The 13,074-nt window shown below is 58.8% G+C and carries 11 protein-coding genes; 6 read left to right on the top strand and 5 right to left on the bottom strand.

Features of this window, described 5'->3' with window-relative positions; genetic code table 11:
- Positions 1–3 precede the first annotated feature (3 nt).
- Positions 4–1,533: a 2-polyprenylphenol 6-hydroxylase gene (ubiB, locus tag LCM21_RS19330; protein ID WP_224892049.1), complete on the top strand. Its 1,530-nt coding sequence runs from the start codon at positions 4–6 to the stop codon at positions 1,531–1,533.
- An 86-nt stretch (positions 1,534–1,619) separates the two neighbouring features.
- Here ubiB and LCM21_RS19325 read toward each other — a convergent pair whose 3' ends face one another.
- Positions 1,620–2,795, bottom strand: a complete 1,176-nt coding sequence (locus tag LCM21_RS19325) for an acetyl-CoA C-acyltransferase family protein (protein ID WP_224892048.1) — start codon at positions 2,793–2,795, stop codon at positions 1,620–1,622.
- 117 nt (positions 2,796–2,912) lie between these two features.
- Between LCM21_RS19325 and LCM21_RS19320 the strand changes: the two genes are divergently transcribed.
- The 5 genes from LCM21_RS19320 (at position 2,913) to LCM21_RS19300 (ending at position 7,589) form a co-directional block, all read left to right on the top strand.
- Entirely contained in the window at positions 2,913–3,476 is a 564-nt protein-coding gene (locus LCM21_RS19320; RefSeq protein ID WP_224892047.1) for a helix-turn-helix domain-containing protein, read from the top strand.
- 109 nt (positions 3,477–3,585) lie between these two features.
- Positions 3,586–4,770: a glycine C-acetyltransferase gene (locus tag LCM21_RS19315; RefSeq protein WP_224892046.1), complete on the top strand. Its 1,185-nt coding sequence runs from the start codon at positions 3,586–3,588 to the stop codon at positions 4,768–4,770.
- 14 nt (positions 4,771–4,784) lie between these two features.
- The gene (gene tdh, locus LCM21_RS19310; protein ID WP_224892088.1) at positions 4,785–5,813 is read left to right on the top strand and encodes an L-threonine 3-dehydrogenase; all 1,029 of its coding nucleotides are present in this window, start codon (positions 4,785–4,787) and stop codon (positions 5,811–5,813) included.
- A 63-nt stretch (positions 5,814–5,876) separates the two neighbouring features.
- Positions 5,877–6,758 (top strand): tryptophan 2,3-dioxygenase, encoded by an 882-nt coding sequence (locus LCM21_RS19305; protein WP_224892045.1) that lies wholly within the window; start codon positions 5,877–5,879, stop codon positions 6,756–6,758.
- Between the two features lie 3 nt (positions 6,759–6,761).
- Positions 6,762–7,589 (top strand): alpha/beta hydrolase, encoded by an 828-nt coding sequence (locus tag LCM21_RS19300; protein WP_068338591.1) that lies wholly within the window; start codon positions 6,762–6,764, stop codon positions 7,587–7,589.
- A gap of 60 nt (positions 7,590–7,649) precedes the next feature.
- Here LCM21_RS19300 and infB read toward each other — a convergent pair whose 3' ends face one another.
- From infB to rimP, 4 genes are read right to left on the bottom strand one after another with little or no spacing between them, the layout of a single operon-like run.
- On the bottom strand, positions 7,650–10,124 hold the full coding sequence (infB, locus tag LCM21_RS19295; protein WP_224892044.1) for a translation initiation factor IF-2: 2,475 nt from the start codon (positions 10,122–10,124) through the stop codon (positions 7,650–7,652).
- An 8-nt stretch (positions 10,125–10,132) separates the two neighbouring features.
- Entirely contained in the window at positions 10,133–10,756 is a 624-nt protein-coding gene (locus LCM21_RS19290) for an RNA-binding protein (RefSeq protein WP_068338584.1), read from the bottom strand.
- A 22-nt stretch (positions 10,757–10,778) separates the two neighbouring features.
- Entirely contained in the window at positions 10,779–12,392 is a 1,614-nt protein-coding gene (gene nusA / locus LCM21_RS19285; protein ID WP_068338581.1) for a transcription termination factor NusA, read from the bottom strand.
- A complete protein-coding gene (rimP, locus tag LCM21_RS19280) occupies positions 12,392–12,982 on the bottom strand; it encodes a ribosome maturation factor RimP (RefSeq protein WP_068338578.1) in 591 nt (196 codons plus the stop codon). The genes nusA and rimP overlap by 1 nt, the downstream gene beginning before the upstream one ends.
- Positions 12,983–13,074: the final 92 nt, after the last annotated feature.

Here is a 13,074-nt window from a genome sequence, read left to right as displayed (position 1 = left end):
CGCATGCGCGGACCCCACAACATTATCCGCCTGATCCGGACAGGCGCCACGTTAGAACGCACAGGCGCGATGAATGTGGTTCTGGATGCTTTCGAAGCCCCGCGCGCCTTGCGCATTGTGGCGCATGCACTGGGCAAACCCTTTCAATTTCTGGGCTACAAAGGCGATCCGAAAATGCCGCCCGCCACGCGGGCGCTGACCGCACTTGGCCCGGCATACATCAAATTCGGCCAGATTCTTTCGACCCGCCCCGACGTAGTTGGTGCGGAACTGGCAGCGCAATTGCGCGTTTTGCAGGACAAGTTACCGCCCTTTTCGCGCGCTGAGGCCATGGCCGAGGTGCAGAAGGAACTTGGCCAGCCCGTCGAAAATGTCTTTGAAGAATTCAGCGACCCAATCGCGGCGGCCTCAATTGCGCAGGTCCATAAGGCGCGGCTGGTCAGCACCGGGGAATATGTCGCCGTCAAAGTGCTGCGCCCCGGGATCGAACGCGCCTTTAAAAAAGATGTCGACGCCTACTACCTCGCCGCTCGGATCATCGAGCTTTTTGCGCCCGGTGCGCGCCGTTTGCGCCCCATGGATGTGATCGAGCATTTTGATGGCGTGGTGCGTGGCGAGCTTGACCTGCGCCTTGAAAGCGCTGCCGCGTCGGAATATGCCGCGAACACCAAAGATGATGCCGGGTTCTGGCTGCCTCCGATCGTGTGGTCGCTTTCGGCGCGACGGGTCATGACGCTGAGTTGGGCGGACGGAATTCCGCTGGGTGACAACGCCGCGCTGGACGCCGCGGGTCACAATCGCCGCGATCTGGCTGAGCGCGTGCTGCGTCTGTTCCTGCTGCACGCGCTGCGTGATGGCTTTTTCCATGCTGACATGCATCAGGGCAATCTGAAGGTCGCCGCGAACGGTGACATCATCGCGTATGACTATGGCATCATGGGTCATATCGACGAATACACGCGTCGGGTCTATGCCGAGATATTGTTTGGATTCATCCGCCGCGACTACAAGCGTGTGGCCGAGGTGCATTTTGAGGCCGGATACGTCCCCGCAAATCAGGATGTCGACGAATTTGCCCGTGCCCTGCGCGCGGTGGGCGAGCCGATCTTTGGCATGGATGCCTCTCATATCTCGATGGGACGCCTGCTGAATTACCTGTTCGAGGTGACCGAGCGCTTTGGCATGGAAACCCGGACCGAGTTGATCCTGCTGCAACGCACCATGGTTGTTGTCGAAGGTGTCGCGCGTTCATTGGATCCACGCATGAACATCTGGGAGGTCGCCCGTCCGGTGGTCGAGGATTACATCAAGCAATCCATCGGCCCCCGCGCGGCACTGAAGGACTTGGGTAAAACCGCAAGGGTTCTTGCCCGGTTCGGCCCGCGCCTGCCCGGTCTGGTCGAAAACGCCCTGATCGCGCAGACGCAAAACGATCAACCCCAGAAGTCGGCCTTCTGGTCCACCGTATTGCCAGCCGCTGTCGGGGCTGCTGCGGGTGCAGCACTGGTCCTGTTGCTGAACGCACTCAGCTAAGATCAGCCAAGCTTGCAGTGACTTTGGGCGCAGCGCAATCGTTGCGCGAAAAAGGGGGCCAAGCGGCCCCCTTGATCTGTATCTGATCAGAGCCGCTCAATCGCGATGGCAATGCCCTGACCGCCACCGATACACATGGTCACCAAGCCCTTGGATCCACCTGTACGCTCCAGTTCGTAAAGGGCCTTCAGCGTGATGATCGCCCCAGTTGCGCCGACCGGGTGACCCAAGGCAATCGCACCACCATTGGGGTTCACCTTGGTTGCATCCAGCCCAAGCTCCTGATTCACAGCCAGTGCTTGCGCTGCAAAAGCTTCGTTACTTTCAATCACATCAAAATCGCTTACCGACAATCCAGTTCTGTCCATCAGGTTCCGCACGGCCGGAACCGGGCCGATGCCCATCACTTCGGGGCGCACGCCAGCATGTGCATATCCCAGAATACGCGCTTTGGGTTTCAGTCCTGCCTTTTCGGCGGCTTCCGCAGTTGCAAGAACCATCGCGGCAGCACCGTCGTTGATGCCCGACGCGTTCCCCGCAGTGACGCGGCCGTCTTTTTTAAAGACCGGACGCAAGCCGGCAAGCGCTTCGACCGTCGTAGCCTTGGGGTGTTCATCGACCTTGAAGTCGACCATGTCGCGTTTGACCTTGACCTGAACAGGTGTGATCTGGCTGTCAAAATATCCGGCGTCGATTGCCGCTGCCGCGCGGGTTTGGCTGGTTAGGGCGAACTCATCCATCTGCTCGCGGTTGATTTGATGTTCGTCCGCAACGTTTTCAGCCGTAACACCCATATGACCCGTGCCAAACGGACAGCTCAGCGCGCCCAGCATCATGTCGAGCGAGGTGACATCGCCCATCTTCGCCCCCCATCGTGCCTGTGGCATGACATACGGGCTGCGCGACATGCTTTCCGCACCACCGGCAACGGCGAATTCGGCGTCCCCAAGCATCAGGGCCTGTGTCGCCGAGACAATCGCCTGTGCGCCTGACCCACACAGCCGGTTCACGTTCATCGCCGGGGTGCCGTTGGGAATACCCGCCTGGATTGCAGCAACGCGTGACAAATACATATCGCGCGGTTCGGTGTTGATCACATGTCCGAACACGACGTGTCCGATCTGGGCGCCTTCGACGCCCGAACGTTCCAGCGCAGCTTCGGTCGCAACCGTCGCCAGGTCGATGGGAGCGGTCGAGGACAACGCCCCGCCAAAGGTTCCAATCGCGGTGCGGGCACCATCTAGAATTACGATGTCTTTCATGGATCACTCCTTGTCGATTCGGCGGGATTATGCACTTGCAGCATTGGGCTGTCGCGCAAAACGTGTCGTAACACACAGAATTGACATTCACCCGCTTAAGACGCAAGAAATTCCGTCATGACGGACAATACCGACGATATCCTGACACGCCTTCCTGCCCGCCTGAAAGAGGCACGCCGGTCAAAAGGCCTGTCGCTTGAGGCCGTAGCAAACCTGAGCGGGGTGTCCCGCTCGATGGTCAGCCAAATCGAACGCGGCGAAAGCAGCCCGACCATTTCGACCCTGTGGAACCTGACTCGTGCCTTGCAGGTGGATTTCGCGGGCCTACTGGACGAGGCCAACACCACCGATCAGGTTGAAGTGCTGCGCAACGCCGAAGTGCCCAGCATCGACAACATGGGGCGAAATTGCCGAATACGTATCCTCTCTCCACCAGAAGAGGCCGGTGGGCATGAGGTTTACGATATCCAGTTTGACGCGGATGGTGCCTTGTTAAGCCAACCTCATGCCCGCGGCGCGCGGGAACAACTAACAGTTCTTGAGGGTTCGGTTCGTGTGTCCTCTGGCAGCGCGTCCCGCGACCTGCAAAGGGGCGATACGGCGCGGTATTCTGCGGATGTGACGCATTCGATTGTCGCCGAAGGGCCAGCCCGCGTGTTCCTGATTGTAAAAAACGCCTGACAGCCGCCACATTCCGTTTTAGTGGATTTTTTTCCCTTATACTGAATTCCCCCATTTGGGAATTTAATCCGTTATGTTAGACATGCGACTCACATAGACGGAGACCGCCATGGCAGACGCATTCCTGTCCCACATCACGGACACACTCGCACAGATCGATTCCGAGGGGCTTTATAAACGCGAGCGGATGATCACTTCGCCGCAAAGCGGTGAAATTACGGTGGGTGGGAAAAATGTGATCAACCTGTGCGCCAATAACTACCTTGGTCTGGCTGATCACCCTGCCCTTATCGACGCCGCGAAGGGCGCGATGGAACCCAGAGGATTCGGCATGGCTTCGGTCAGGTTTATCTGCGGCACGCAGGACATCCACCGCGAGTTAGAGCAAAAGCTGGCGCAGTTCCTGAAACAGGACGATGCGATCCTGTTTGCCGCTTGTTTCGACGCGAATGGTGGGTTGTTCGAGCCTTTGTTAGGGCCTGAAGATGCCATCGTCTCGGACAGTCTGAATCATGCCTCCATCATAGACGGGGTGCGGTTGTGCAAGGCCAAACGCTATCGTTACCAGAACAACGACATGAATGATCTTGAAGCGTCGTTGAAACAGGCGCGCGAAGACGGGGCGCGGCATATCATGATCGCCACCGATGGTGTGTTTTCGATGGACGGCTATCTGGCCAACCTGCCTAAGATCCGGGAACTGGCCGACACATACGGCGCCATCGTCATGGTTGACGACTGCCACGCCACCGGCTTCATGGGACCAAACGGCGCTGGCACGCCGGATCACTTCGGGGTCAAGGTAGACATTCTGACAGGAACCTTGGGCAAGGCGCTTGGGGGGGCAATCGGCGGCTATATCGCCGGGCCGCAACCAGTGATCGACCTGCTGCGACAGCGGGCGCGGCCCTATCTGTTTTCGAATTCACTACCGCCAGCCATCGTTGCCGCGGGTATAGAAGCCATCAGACTGGTCGAAGAAGGTGAAATGCTGCGCGCCCAATTGTTCGGCAATGCCAAGTACTGGCGCGCGGGGCTGGAAAAGCTGGGCTTTGACCTGCTGCCAGGCGAACACCCGATCATTCCGGTCATGCTGGGTGAGGCGACACTGGCGCAAGAGATGGCCGCCAGGTTGTTTGATGAAGGGGTCTATGTCTCGGGCTTCTTCTTCCCCGTCGTTCCACGGGGTCAGGCGCGGATCAGAACTCAGATGAATGCGGCTCTGAAAAAGGATGAATTGGACCGGGCACTTGCCGCGTTCGGCAAGGTCGGCAAGGACTTGCGAGTGATCTGATGCGACCCAACACGATGAAAGCCTTGGAAAAGACCAAGCCCGAAGAAGGCCTTTGGATGGTACAGGCTCCGGTGCCTGAGATCGGCCCGGACGAGGTTCTGATCCGCATCAACAAGACAGGCATTTGCGGAACCGACATTCACATCTGGAATTGGGATGAGTGGGCCGCGGCCACCGTGCCCATCCCGATGATCACCGGTCACGAATTCGCTGGTGAGATCGTCGAAATAGGGCGCAACGTAACCGGGCTTGAGATCGGTCAGCGGTGCTCGGGCGAGGGGCACCTGATCGGTAAAGACAGCCGCCAGAGCCGTTCGGGTAAGTTTCACCTTGATCCCGGAACGCGGGGTATTGGGGTGAACGAACAGGGCGCGTTTGCGCAATATCTGAAACTGCCTGCTTTCAATGTTGTGCCCTTGCCGGACGACATACCGGATGAAATAGGCGCAATCCTCGACCCGCTTGGCAATGCTGTTCACACCGCGCTTAGCTTTGATTTACTCGGCGAAGACGTCCTGATCACCGGCGCAGGCCCTATCGGTATTATGGCCGCCGCCGTTGCGCGCCACGCCGGTGCCCGGCATGTGGTGATCACCGATATCAACCCCGATCGCCTGGAACTGGCTGAACACGTGGTGCCCACGGTGCGCACCGTGGACGTGTCCAAAGAAGACCTGAAGGACGTCATCGCCGAACTGGGTATGAAACAAGGCTTCGATGTCGGGCTTGAGATGTCGGGCGCACAGGTCGCGCTGGACCAGATGGTAGAGGCTTTGGTTATGGGCGGCAGGATTGCTCTGCTGGGAATACCGCCAGGAAAATCGCCGGTGGACTGGTCCCGCATCGTGTTCAAGGCCATTACGATCAAGGGCGTCTATGGCCGTGAAATGTTTGAGACTTGGTACAAGATGATTGCCATGTTGCAAAATGGTCTGGACGTCAGCAGGGTCATTACCCACCAGATGAAGGTCGATGATTTTGCCGAAGGTTTTGCCGCGATGAAATCGGGCCGGTCGGGCAAGGTGGTTTTGGACTGGACCTAAGCCTCTGGCGCTGTGCAGACTCAGACCCTAAACAAGGGTGACACAGACGTTTTGGAGGGCCACATGAGCGACAAGGATGACCGCTATCTTGAACGCGGGATCGAAGATACTCTGGTCACTGATTTCGCGAAAACCCATCGCAAGAGTTACGGCGATTTCCTGCAACTCAAGACGCTGCTGAACCTTCAAAAAACCTTTCAGGACCCCGCACAGCCGGATGAGATGCTGTTCATCATCATCCACCAGGTCAGCGAGCTCTGGTTGAAGCTGATGCATCATCAATTGGTCGAGGTGCGAAGGTTCCTGCAACAGGACGATTTTGGCCCCGCGATGAAGAACCTTGACCGGGTCAAAGCGATCCAGCGGCAGTTGATCGCGGCTTGGGAAACGCTCCTGACCATGACGCCCGCAGACTACATGACTTTTCGGCACGCCCTGGGGAATTCATCCGGTTTTCAAAGCTATGGCTATCGTCAGATCGAATTCATTCTGGGCAATAAGGACCCCTCGACCCTGAAAGTTCACAAGCATGATGCCGAGGTTATGGGGATGCTGAACGACGCCTTGACCAAACCGTCGCTTTACGACGAGGTGCTGTTCATGTTGGCCCGCCAAGGGTTTGACGTACCCAGGGACGTTCTGGAACGCGATTATGCGCAACCCTATTCCGGCGATCCGCGCGTCGTGAAAATATGGGTGCAGGTGTTCCGCGATACGAAGCAGTATTGGGACCTGTATGCGCTTGCCGAAAAACTGATGGATGTGGAATCCCTATTCCAACGATGGCGGTTCGATCACGTGACAGCGGTCGAGCGCGTGATCGGCAACCAACCCGGCACGGGCGGGTCCAGCGGCGTTTCGTTCCTGCGTAAGGCCTTGGATTTGCGCTTTTTCCATGATCTCTACGACATGCGCACCGAACTGATGTACACCAAGCAGGAGTAAGCAATGCTGTACCGCGGGTTCTCTCAGGAAGAACTGGATCAGGAATATTCACCCCGTTCGATGATCGGTGGGGACCTAACGCCATATCTGGACAGTTACGCCGCACTCAGCGCCCGACATCGCGCGCAGATGGAGGTGAAAGAGAACTTGGCCTATGGCGATACCCCAACGCAGGTTCTGGATCTCTTTCCCGCCAAAGGCACTGGCGCGCCGCTGCATGTCTTTATTCACGGCGGCTATTGGCAGGCGCTCAGCCAGCGTGAATCGGCCATGATGGCCCCGGCGCTGATCGAAGCCGAACAGTCTTTTGCCACTTTGAATTACACGCTCGCCCCGGATGCACGGCTGGATCAGATGATTGCCGAGTGTCGCGATGCGCTTCTTTGGCTGGCCTCACACGCGGGCGTCTTGGGTTTTGACCCATCCAGAATCACCCTGTCGGGGCACAGTGCCGGTGCGCAATTGGCGACTATGGTCATGGCAACCTCTGCCGATGCGCTCGCCCGGGCCGGTTTGCGCGTGCGCGATGTGATTCTGATCAGCGGTGTTTATGATCTTGAGCCGATCAGCCTGACCCCGATCAACGACCCGCTACAACTGACCCCGGTCGAGGTGCATGACCTGTCCCCCATCCTGCACCTGCCCGCCCCCGGTCCGCGCTATCACGTAACAGTGGCCGAACGGGACACGCCTGAATTCATCCGCCAAAGTCGTGACTATGCCGAACTGTTACGGAAGGGTGGCCATTCGGTCAGTTTCGATCTGAAAAAAGGGATGCAGCATTTTGATATCATCATGCATCCGGGAACGTTTTTGCCCGCCGGACACTAGGCCGAAAGAAAAACAGCGGCTCGATTGAGCCGCTGTTTTCTGTTTCTTGGTAAATTCGGATCAGTCGAGCGTACGGGTAACTTCTTCGCGCTCGAAAATTTCGATCACGTCGCCTGCGCGGATATCGTCATAATTCTCGAATGCCATTCCGCATTCCTGACCTGACTGAACCTCGGTCACTTCGTCCTTGAAGCGCTTGAGCGTCTTCAGCGTGCCTTCGTGGATCACCACGTTGTCGCGCAGCAGGCGGACGCCAGCCGAGCGGCGGGCAACACCTTCCGTCACCAGACAGCCTGCAACCTTGCCGACACCGGTAACTTTGAAGACTTCGCGAATCTCGGCATAGCCGATGAACTTTTCGCGGATCTCGGCGCTCAGCAGGCCAGAAGCGGCTGCTTTCACGTCATCCACGAGGTCATAGATCACCGAGTAATACCGGATTTCCACGCCCTTCTGGTTCGCGGTGTTCCGCGCCGATGCGTTGGCACGGACGTTGAACCCGAAGATCGGCGCGCCAGACGCTTCGGCCAGGCCGACATCCGTTTCAGTGATCGCACCAACACCCGAGTGCAGGACACGTACACGCACTTCGTCGTTACCGATCTTTTCCATCGCCTGAACGATGGCTTCGGCCGAACCTTGTACGTCCGCTTTCATCAGAATCGGCAGCTCGGTGACGTTTTCGTCTTCCTTGGCCTTCTGCATCAGCTGCTCAAGGGTGGTCGCGGCACCGGCGGCGGCGCGCTTGTCCTTGGCGGCCTGTTCACGGTAGGCGGCGATTTCACGGGCCTGTGCCTCGGTTTCGGTGACGTTCAGAACGTCACCCGCTTCGGGCGTACCGTTCAGACCCAGAACCTCGACCGGAACCGAGGGGCCAGCTTCGTTGACGCGTTCACCCTTGTCGTTGATCAGCGCACGAACCTTACCGTATTGCTCACCCACAACGAAGATGTCGCCCTGATGCAGCGTGCCGTTCTGAACCAGAACGGTGGCCACGGGACCACGGCCCACATCCAACTGCGCCTCGATCACGGCACCTTGGGCGGCGCGATTCGGATTGGCTTTGAGTTCCAGAATCTCGGCCTGCAATGCGATGGCTTCCAACAGCTCATCCAGACCCTGACCGGTTATGGCAGATACTTCGACGTCCTGAACCTCACCCGACATTTTCTCCACGATCACTTCGTGCTGGAGCAGATCGGTGCGCACCTTGTCCGGGTTGGCATCGGGTTTGTCGACCTTGTTGATCGCCACGATCATCGGCACTTCGGCCGCCTTGGCGTGGTTGATCGCCTCAATGGTCTGCGGCATCACCGCATCGTCAGCCGCCACAACCAGAACCACGATATCCGTGACCTGAGCCCCGCGCGACCGCATCGACGTAAAGGCCGCGTGGCCCGGGGTATCGAGGAAAGTCAGCGTCGTACCGCCATCGGTTTTCACCTGGTAGGCACCGATATGCTGGGTAATACCTCCGGCCTCACCCGCCACAACACGTGCATCGCGGATCGCGTCCAACAACGAGGTCTTACCGTGGTCGACGTGACCCATGATGGTAATGACCGGCGGACGCGGCTGCAGATCTTTTTCGTCGTCTTCGATCTCTTTGATGACATCTTCGACATCCGAATCGGAAACGCGCGTCACCTTGTGACCGAATTCCTCGATGATCAGTTCGGCGGTATCGGCGTCGATGGTCTGGTTCTGCGTGACCATCATACCCATCTGCATCAGCGACTTGACCACGTCTGCCACACGCTCGGCCATGCGGTTGGCCAGTTCCGAGACCATGATCGCCTCAGGCAACTGAACGTCGCGGATCACCTTTTCCCGCTCAACCGGACCGCCCATGGCTTTCTGGCGCGCACGCTCCTGCTTGCGCTTCATTGACGCCATCGAACGCTGGCGATTGCCTTCGCCACCAGTGGCCTGACCGAGTGTCAGCTTACCGGAGCGACGGTTGTCATCGCGCCCTTTGCCGCGGCCACGCTGTTCGCGTTCGCGGTCCTGTTTGCGCGGAGCCGCAGCAGGCGCGGGTTTGCTGGCCGGGGCGCGTGCGGCCTTGGGCTCTTCCGGAGCCGGGGCAGCAGCAGCGCGTTGGGCAGCTTCTTCCGCTTCCTTGCGCTTGCGCTCTTCATCTTCCGCCTTTTGGCGTGCGCGTTCTTCGGCCTCACGCTGTTCGCGTTCTTTGGCTTCTTGCTCTGCACGCCGCCGGGCGCGTTCTTCTTCACGCGCTTTCTCTGCCGCTTCACGCTCGGCGGCTTCTTCAGCCTCGCGCGCTTTGGCGGCCTGCAACGCTTTCATCCGACGGGCCATCTCTGCGTCGGAAATCCCGGCAGGGCGGCGCGAAGGATCGCCCGAGGGCGCAGCTCCGCCGCCTGGCTTTCCAGCACCCGGCTTGGGGACCACCACGCGTTTGCGTTTGGTTTCCACCACGACATTCTTAGTGCGTCCGTGGCTGAAACTCTGTTTCACATTTCCGGGGCGTGCCCCGCCACGAAGACCCAATGTCTTTTTGCCGTCATTATCGCTCATAAAGCTTCTTACCCTTCCGCGCGGCCCCTGCCGCCGTCATCCGTTTCGCGCAAGCCACGCAGGCGCTGCGCTTCCTCTACAACACGTTTGGCGAGTCCACCAGAGGCCAAGGCCGCATGAATCACCGTTTGGCGCCCAAAAGCCTGCCCTAACTCGTCCGCCGTCAGCCAGCCGATGTATTTTCCGAAGTGCGGCGTGCTGAGTTTCGACTTTCCGCGCCCCGATCCATCAGCGGCCTGAATCAGTACCTGAGCCTCTTCCCGGTCCAGCCACGTCTTGACTTTTTCGTACCCGGCGACCGCATCGCCGGACTTGCGTGCCAGGCTCAACAACTCGATCACACGGCGTGAGACCTGCTTTTCGACCTCGTCCACCAAGTCCTGAGGCACATTTACCTGAGACTTGAACCCGCGCGCGAACAGTTTTTTGCCCACCGCCTTGTCCAAGGCCGTTCTATCTGCCGACACATAGACCCCGCGCCCCGGCAATTTCGCCGCGACATCCGGATAGACCTGACCGTCCGGCCCAGTCACAAAGCGGATCAACCCGTATTTGGGTTGCACCTCGCCCGTGGCGATGCACTTACGCTCAGGTCCTTCGGACCGATCTTTATGGACGCCACCGCGACCCATGCGCCTACCCCGAGACCTGAGATCAGGCCTCGGCCTCCTCATCTACAGACTCGCCATCTTCTTCGGTCTGCGCCAACTCGGCCGGGTCAACCCAGCCTAGCATGATGCGAGCGGTCATGACCAAATCCTGCGCTTCTTCCAAAGAAACACCGAAAGGTTCAAGCACGCCGTCATCTTTGACCCGCTCACCGTCGACGGTCGTCCAGCCGCCAGCCAGTTCCCAGTCGGCGCAGGTTGCGAAATCTTCCAACGTCTTCACGTCGTCTTTGGCCAGCGCTTCTACCATCTGGGGTGTGAGGCCTTCGAATTCAATAAGGCTATCCTCGGCGCCCAGCGCCCGCGCACTGTCCAGCGCCGCCTTGGCCTGTGCTTCCAGAAACTCGCGCGCACGGGTCTGAAGTTCTTGCGCGGTCCCTTCGTCGACACCGTCGATGACCAGCAACTCATCGATCTCGACATAGGCCACCTCTTCGAGGTTGGTGAAGCCTTCCGAAACCAGTAGCTGCGCAAAGAATTCGTCCAGGTCCAGGCTATCCATAAACAGCTTGGTGCGCGCCTCGAATTCCTTCTGACGACGTGCCGATTCTTCGGCTTCGGTCATGATGTCAATGTCCAGGCCGGTCAACTGGCTGGCCAGACGCACGTTCTGACCGCGGCGACCGATGGCAAGGCTCAGCTGCTCCTCAGGTACCACAACTTCGATCTTGCCGGCTTCTTCGTCCAGAACCACCTTGGAAACTTCGGCAGGCTGCAACGCATTCACAAGGAAGGTCGGCTGATCTTCGTTCCACGGGATGATGTCGATTTTTTCGCCTTGCAGCTCGTTCACAACGGCCTGCACGCGGCTGCCGCGCATACCAACGCAGGCACCGACGGGATCAATTGAGCCGTCATAAGAGATCACGGCAATCTTGGCGCGCGAACCGGGGTCACGTGCCACAGCCTTGACCTCGATGATGCCATCATAGATTTCCGGCACTTCCATCTTGAACAGCTCGGCCATGAATTCCGGCGCGGTGCGCGACAGGAAGATCTGGTGGCCACGAACCTCGCGACGGACTTCCTTGATATACGCCCGCACACGATCATTCGGGCGATAGCTTTCGCGACCGATCTTGTCGTTGCGGCGCAGAACGGCCTCAGCACCGCCCAGATCGACGATGACATTGCCGAACTCTTCGCGTTTGACCGCACCGTTGATGATGGTACCTGCGCGGTCTTTGAATTCTTCGTACTGGCGGTCACGTTCCGCTTCGCGAACCTTCTGCAGAATCACCTGCTTGGCCGACTGAGCAGCAATACGGCCCATTTCAACCGGCGGCACTTCTTCGACGAAAACGTCACCAACCTCGGGCGACTCCATGTACTGGCGCGCTTGTTCGACGGTCATCTCAGCCTGATAGTTCTCAAGCTCCTCATCCTCGACTACTGTACGGACGCGGGTAAAGGTCGCCTTGCCAGTCTTGCGGTCGATGGAGACACGAATGTCCATTTCCGCGCCGTAACGGCTCTTGGCGGCGCGGGCGAGCGATTCCTCCATCGCTTCGACAACCAGACCGGGGTCGATCATCTTTTCGCGGGCCACGGCCTCGGCGGTCTGCAGCAGCTCCAGCTGGTTGGCTGAGGTGATTGCCATCAGTTCGTCTCCTCTTCGGACCCTTCGGTCTCAATCTCGTCGAAAGCGTTTTCGTTCAGGGCACCCGCATCCTTGCGCTGGCGCAGCATTTCCTTGATCAGGTCATCGGTCAGGACCAGCTTGGCGTCGCTCAGCCAGTCGAATTGCAGACCGATGGTGATGGTCTCACTCCCTTCGGGGATGTTGATCAGAACCTCATTCCCTTCGATCCCGGCCAGTTCCCCTTTAAACCGCCGACGACCGTCGATCAGTTCAGCAGTCTCGATCTTGGCCTCATACCCTTCGAACATCTCAAAGTCCTTCAGACGCGTCAGGGGTCGATCGATGCCCGGGCTGGACACTTCCAGCGTATAGGCGTCAAGGATCGGATCCTCGACATCCAGCGTGGCGCTGACGGCGTTGGAAATCTCGGCGCAATCATCAACTTCAATGCCACCATCGGGCTTGTCAGCCATGATCTGCAGCGTGGTCTGCTTGCCGCTCATCAAGCGGATGCGGACAAGCTCGTACCCCAAATCCTCGATCACGGGCGTAATGATTTCCGCGAGTCGCCGGTCTATGGCTGCCTTGGCTATCAGGTCATTTGTCATCTGGTGCTCTACCCTTCGAACGGGCACAAAAAAACGGGCGCGCGGCCCGTCGAACTTTCCGGTGGAGCCCCGGACCGAAGCCCGACACGCCG

The sequence above is a fragment of the Ruegeria profundi genome, assembly GCF_020171505.1.
GTDB classification, from domain to species: Bacteria; Pseudomonadota; Alphaproteobacteria; order Rhodobacterales; family Rhodobacteraceae; genus Ruegeria; species Ruegeria profundi.
Note: the sequence above shows the minus strand (reverse complement) of the source record. Positions and strands in the feature narration are given on the sequence as shown.

What these genes read in the sequence shown, in the direction of transcription:
- LCM21_RS19325 (WP_224892048.1), bottom strand. Translation starts at nt 2,795, where the DNA reads ATGAAAGACATCGTAATTCTAGATGGTGCCCGCACCGCGATTGGAACC.
- infB (WP_224892044.1), bottom strand. Translation starts at nt 10,124, where the DNA reads ATGAGCGATAATGACGGCAAAAAGACATTGGGTCTTCGTGGCGGGGCA.
- tdh (WP_224892088.1), top strand. Translation starts at nt 4,785, where the DNA reads ATGAAAGCCTTGGAAAAGACCAAGCCCGAAGAAGGCCTTTGGATGGTA.
- LCM21_RS19290 (WP_068338584.1), bottom strand. Translation starts at nt 10,756, where the DNA reads ATGGGTCGCGGTGGCGTCCATAAAGATCGGTCCGAAGGACCTGAGCGT.
- LCM21_RS19305 (WP_224892045.1), top strand. Translation starts at nt 5,877, where the DNA reads ATGAGCGACAAGGATGACCGCTATCTTGAACGCGGGATCGAAGATACT.
- nusA (WP_068338581.1), bottom strand. Translation starts at nt 12,392, where the DNA reads ATGGCAATCACCTCAGCCAACCAGCTGGAGCTGCTGCAGACCGCCGAG.
- LCM21_RS19315 (WP_224892046.1), top strand. Translation starts at nt 3,586, where the DNA reads ATGGCAGACGCATTCCTGTCCCACATCACGGACACACTCGCACAGATC.
- LCM21_RS19300 (WP_068338591.1), top strand. Translation starts at nt 6,762, where the DNA reads ATGCTGTACCGCGGGTTCTCTCAGGAAGAACTGGATCAGGAATATTCA.
- rimP (WP_068338578.1), bottom strand. Translation starts at nt 12,982, where the DNA reads ATGACAAATGACCTGATAGCCAAGGCAGCCATAGACCGGCGACTCGCG.
- LCM21_RS19320 (WP_224892047.1), top strand. Translation starts at nt 2,913, where the DNA reads ATGACGGACAATACCGACGATATCCTGACACGCCTTCCTGCCCGCCTG.
- ubiB (WP_224892049.1), top strand. Translation starts at nt 4, where the DNA reads ATGCGCGGACCCCACAACATTATCCGCCTGATCCGGACAGGCGCCACG.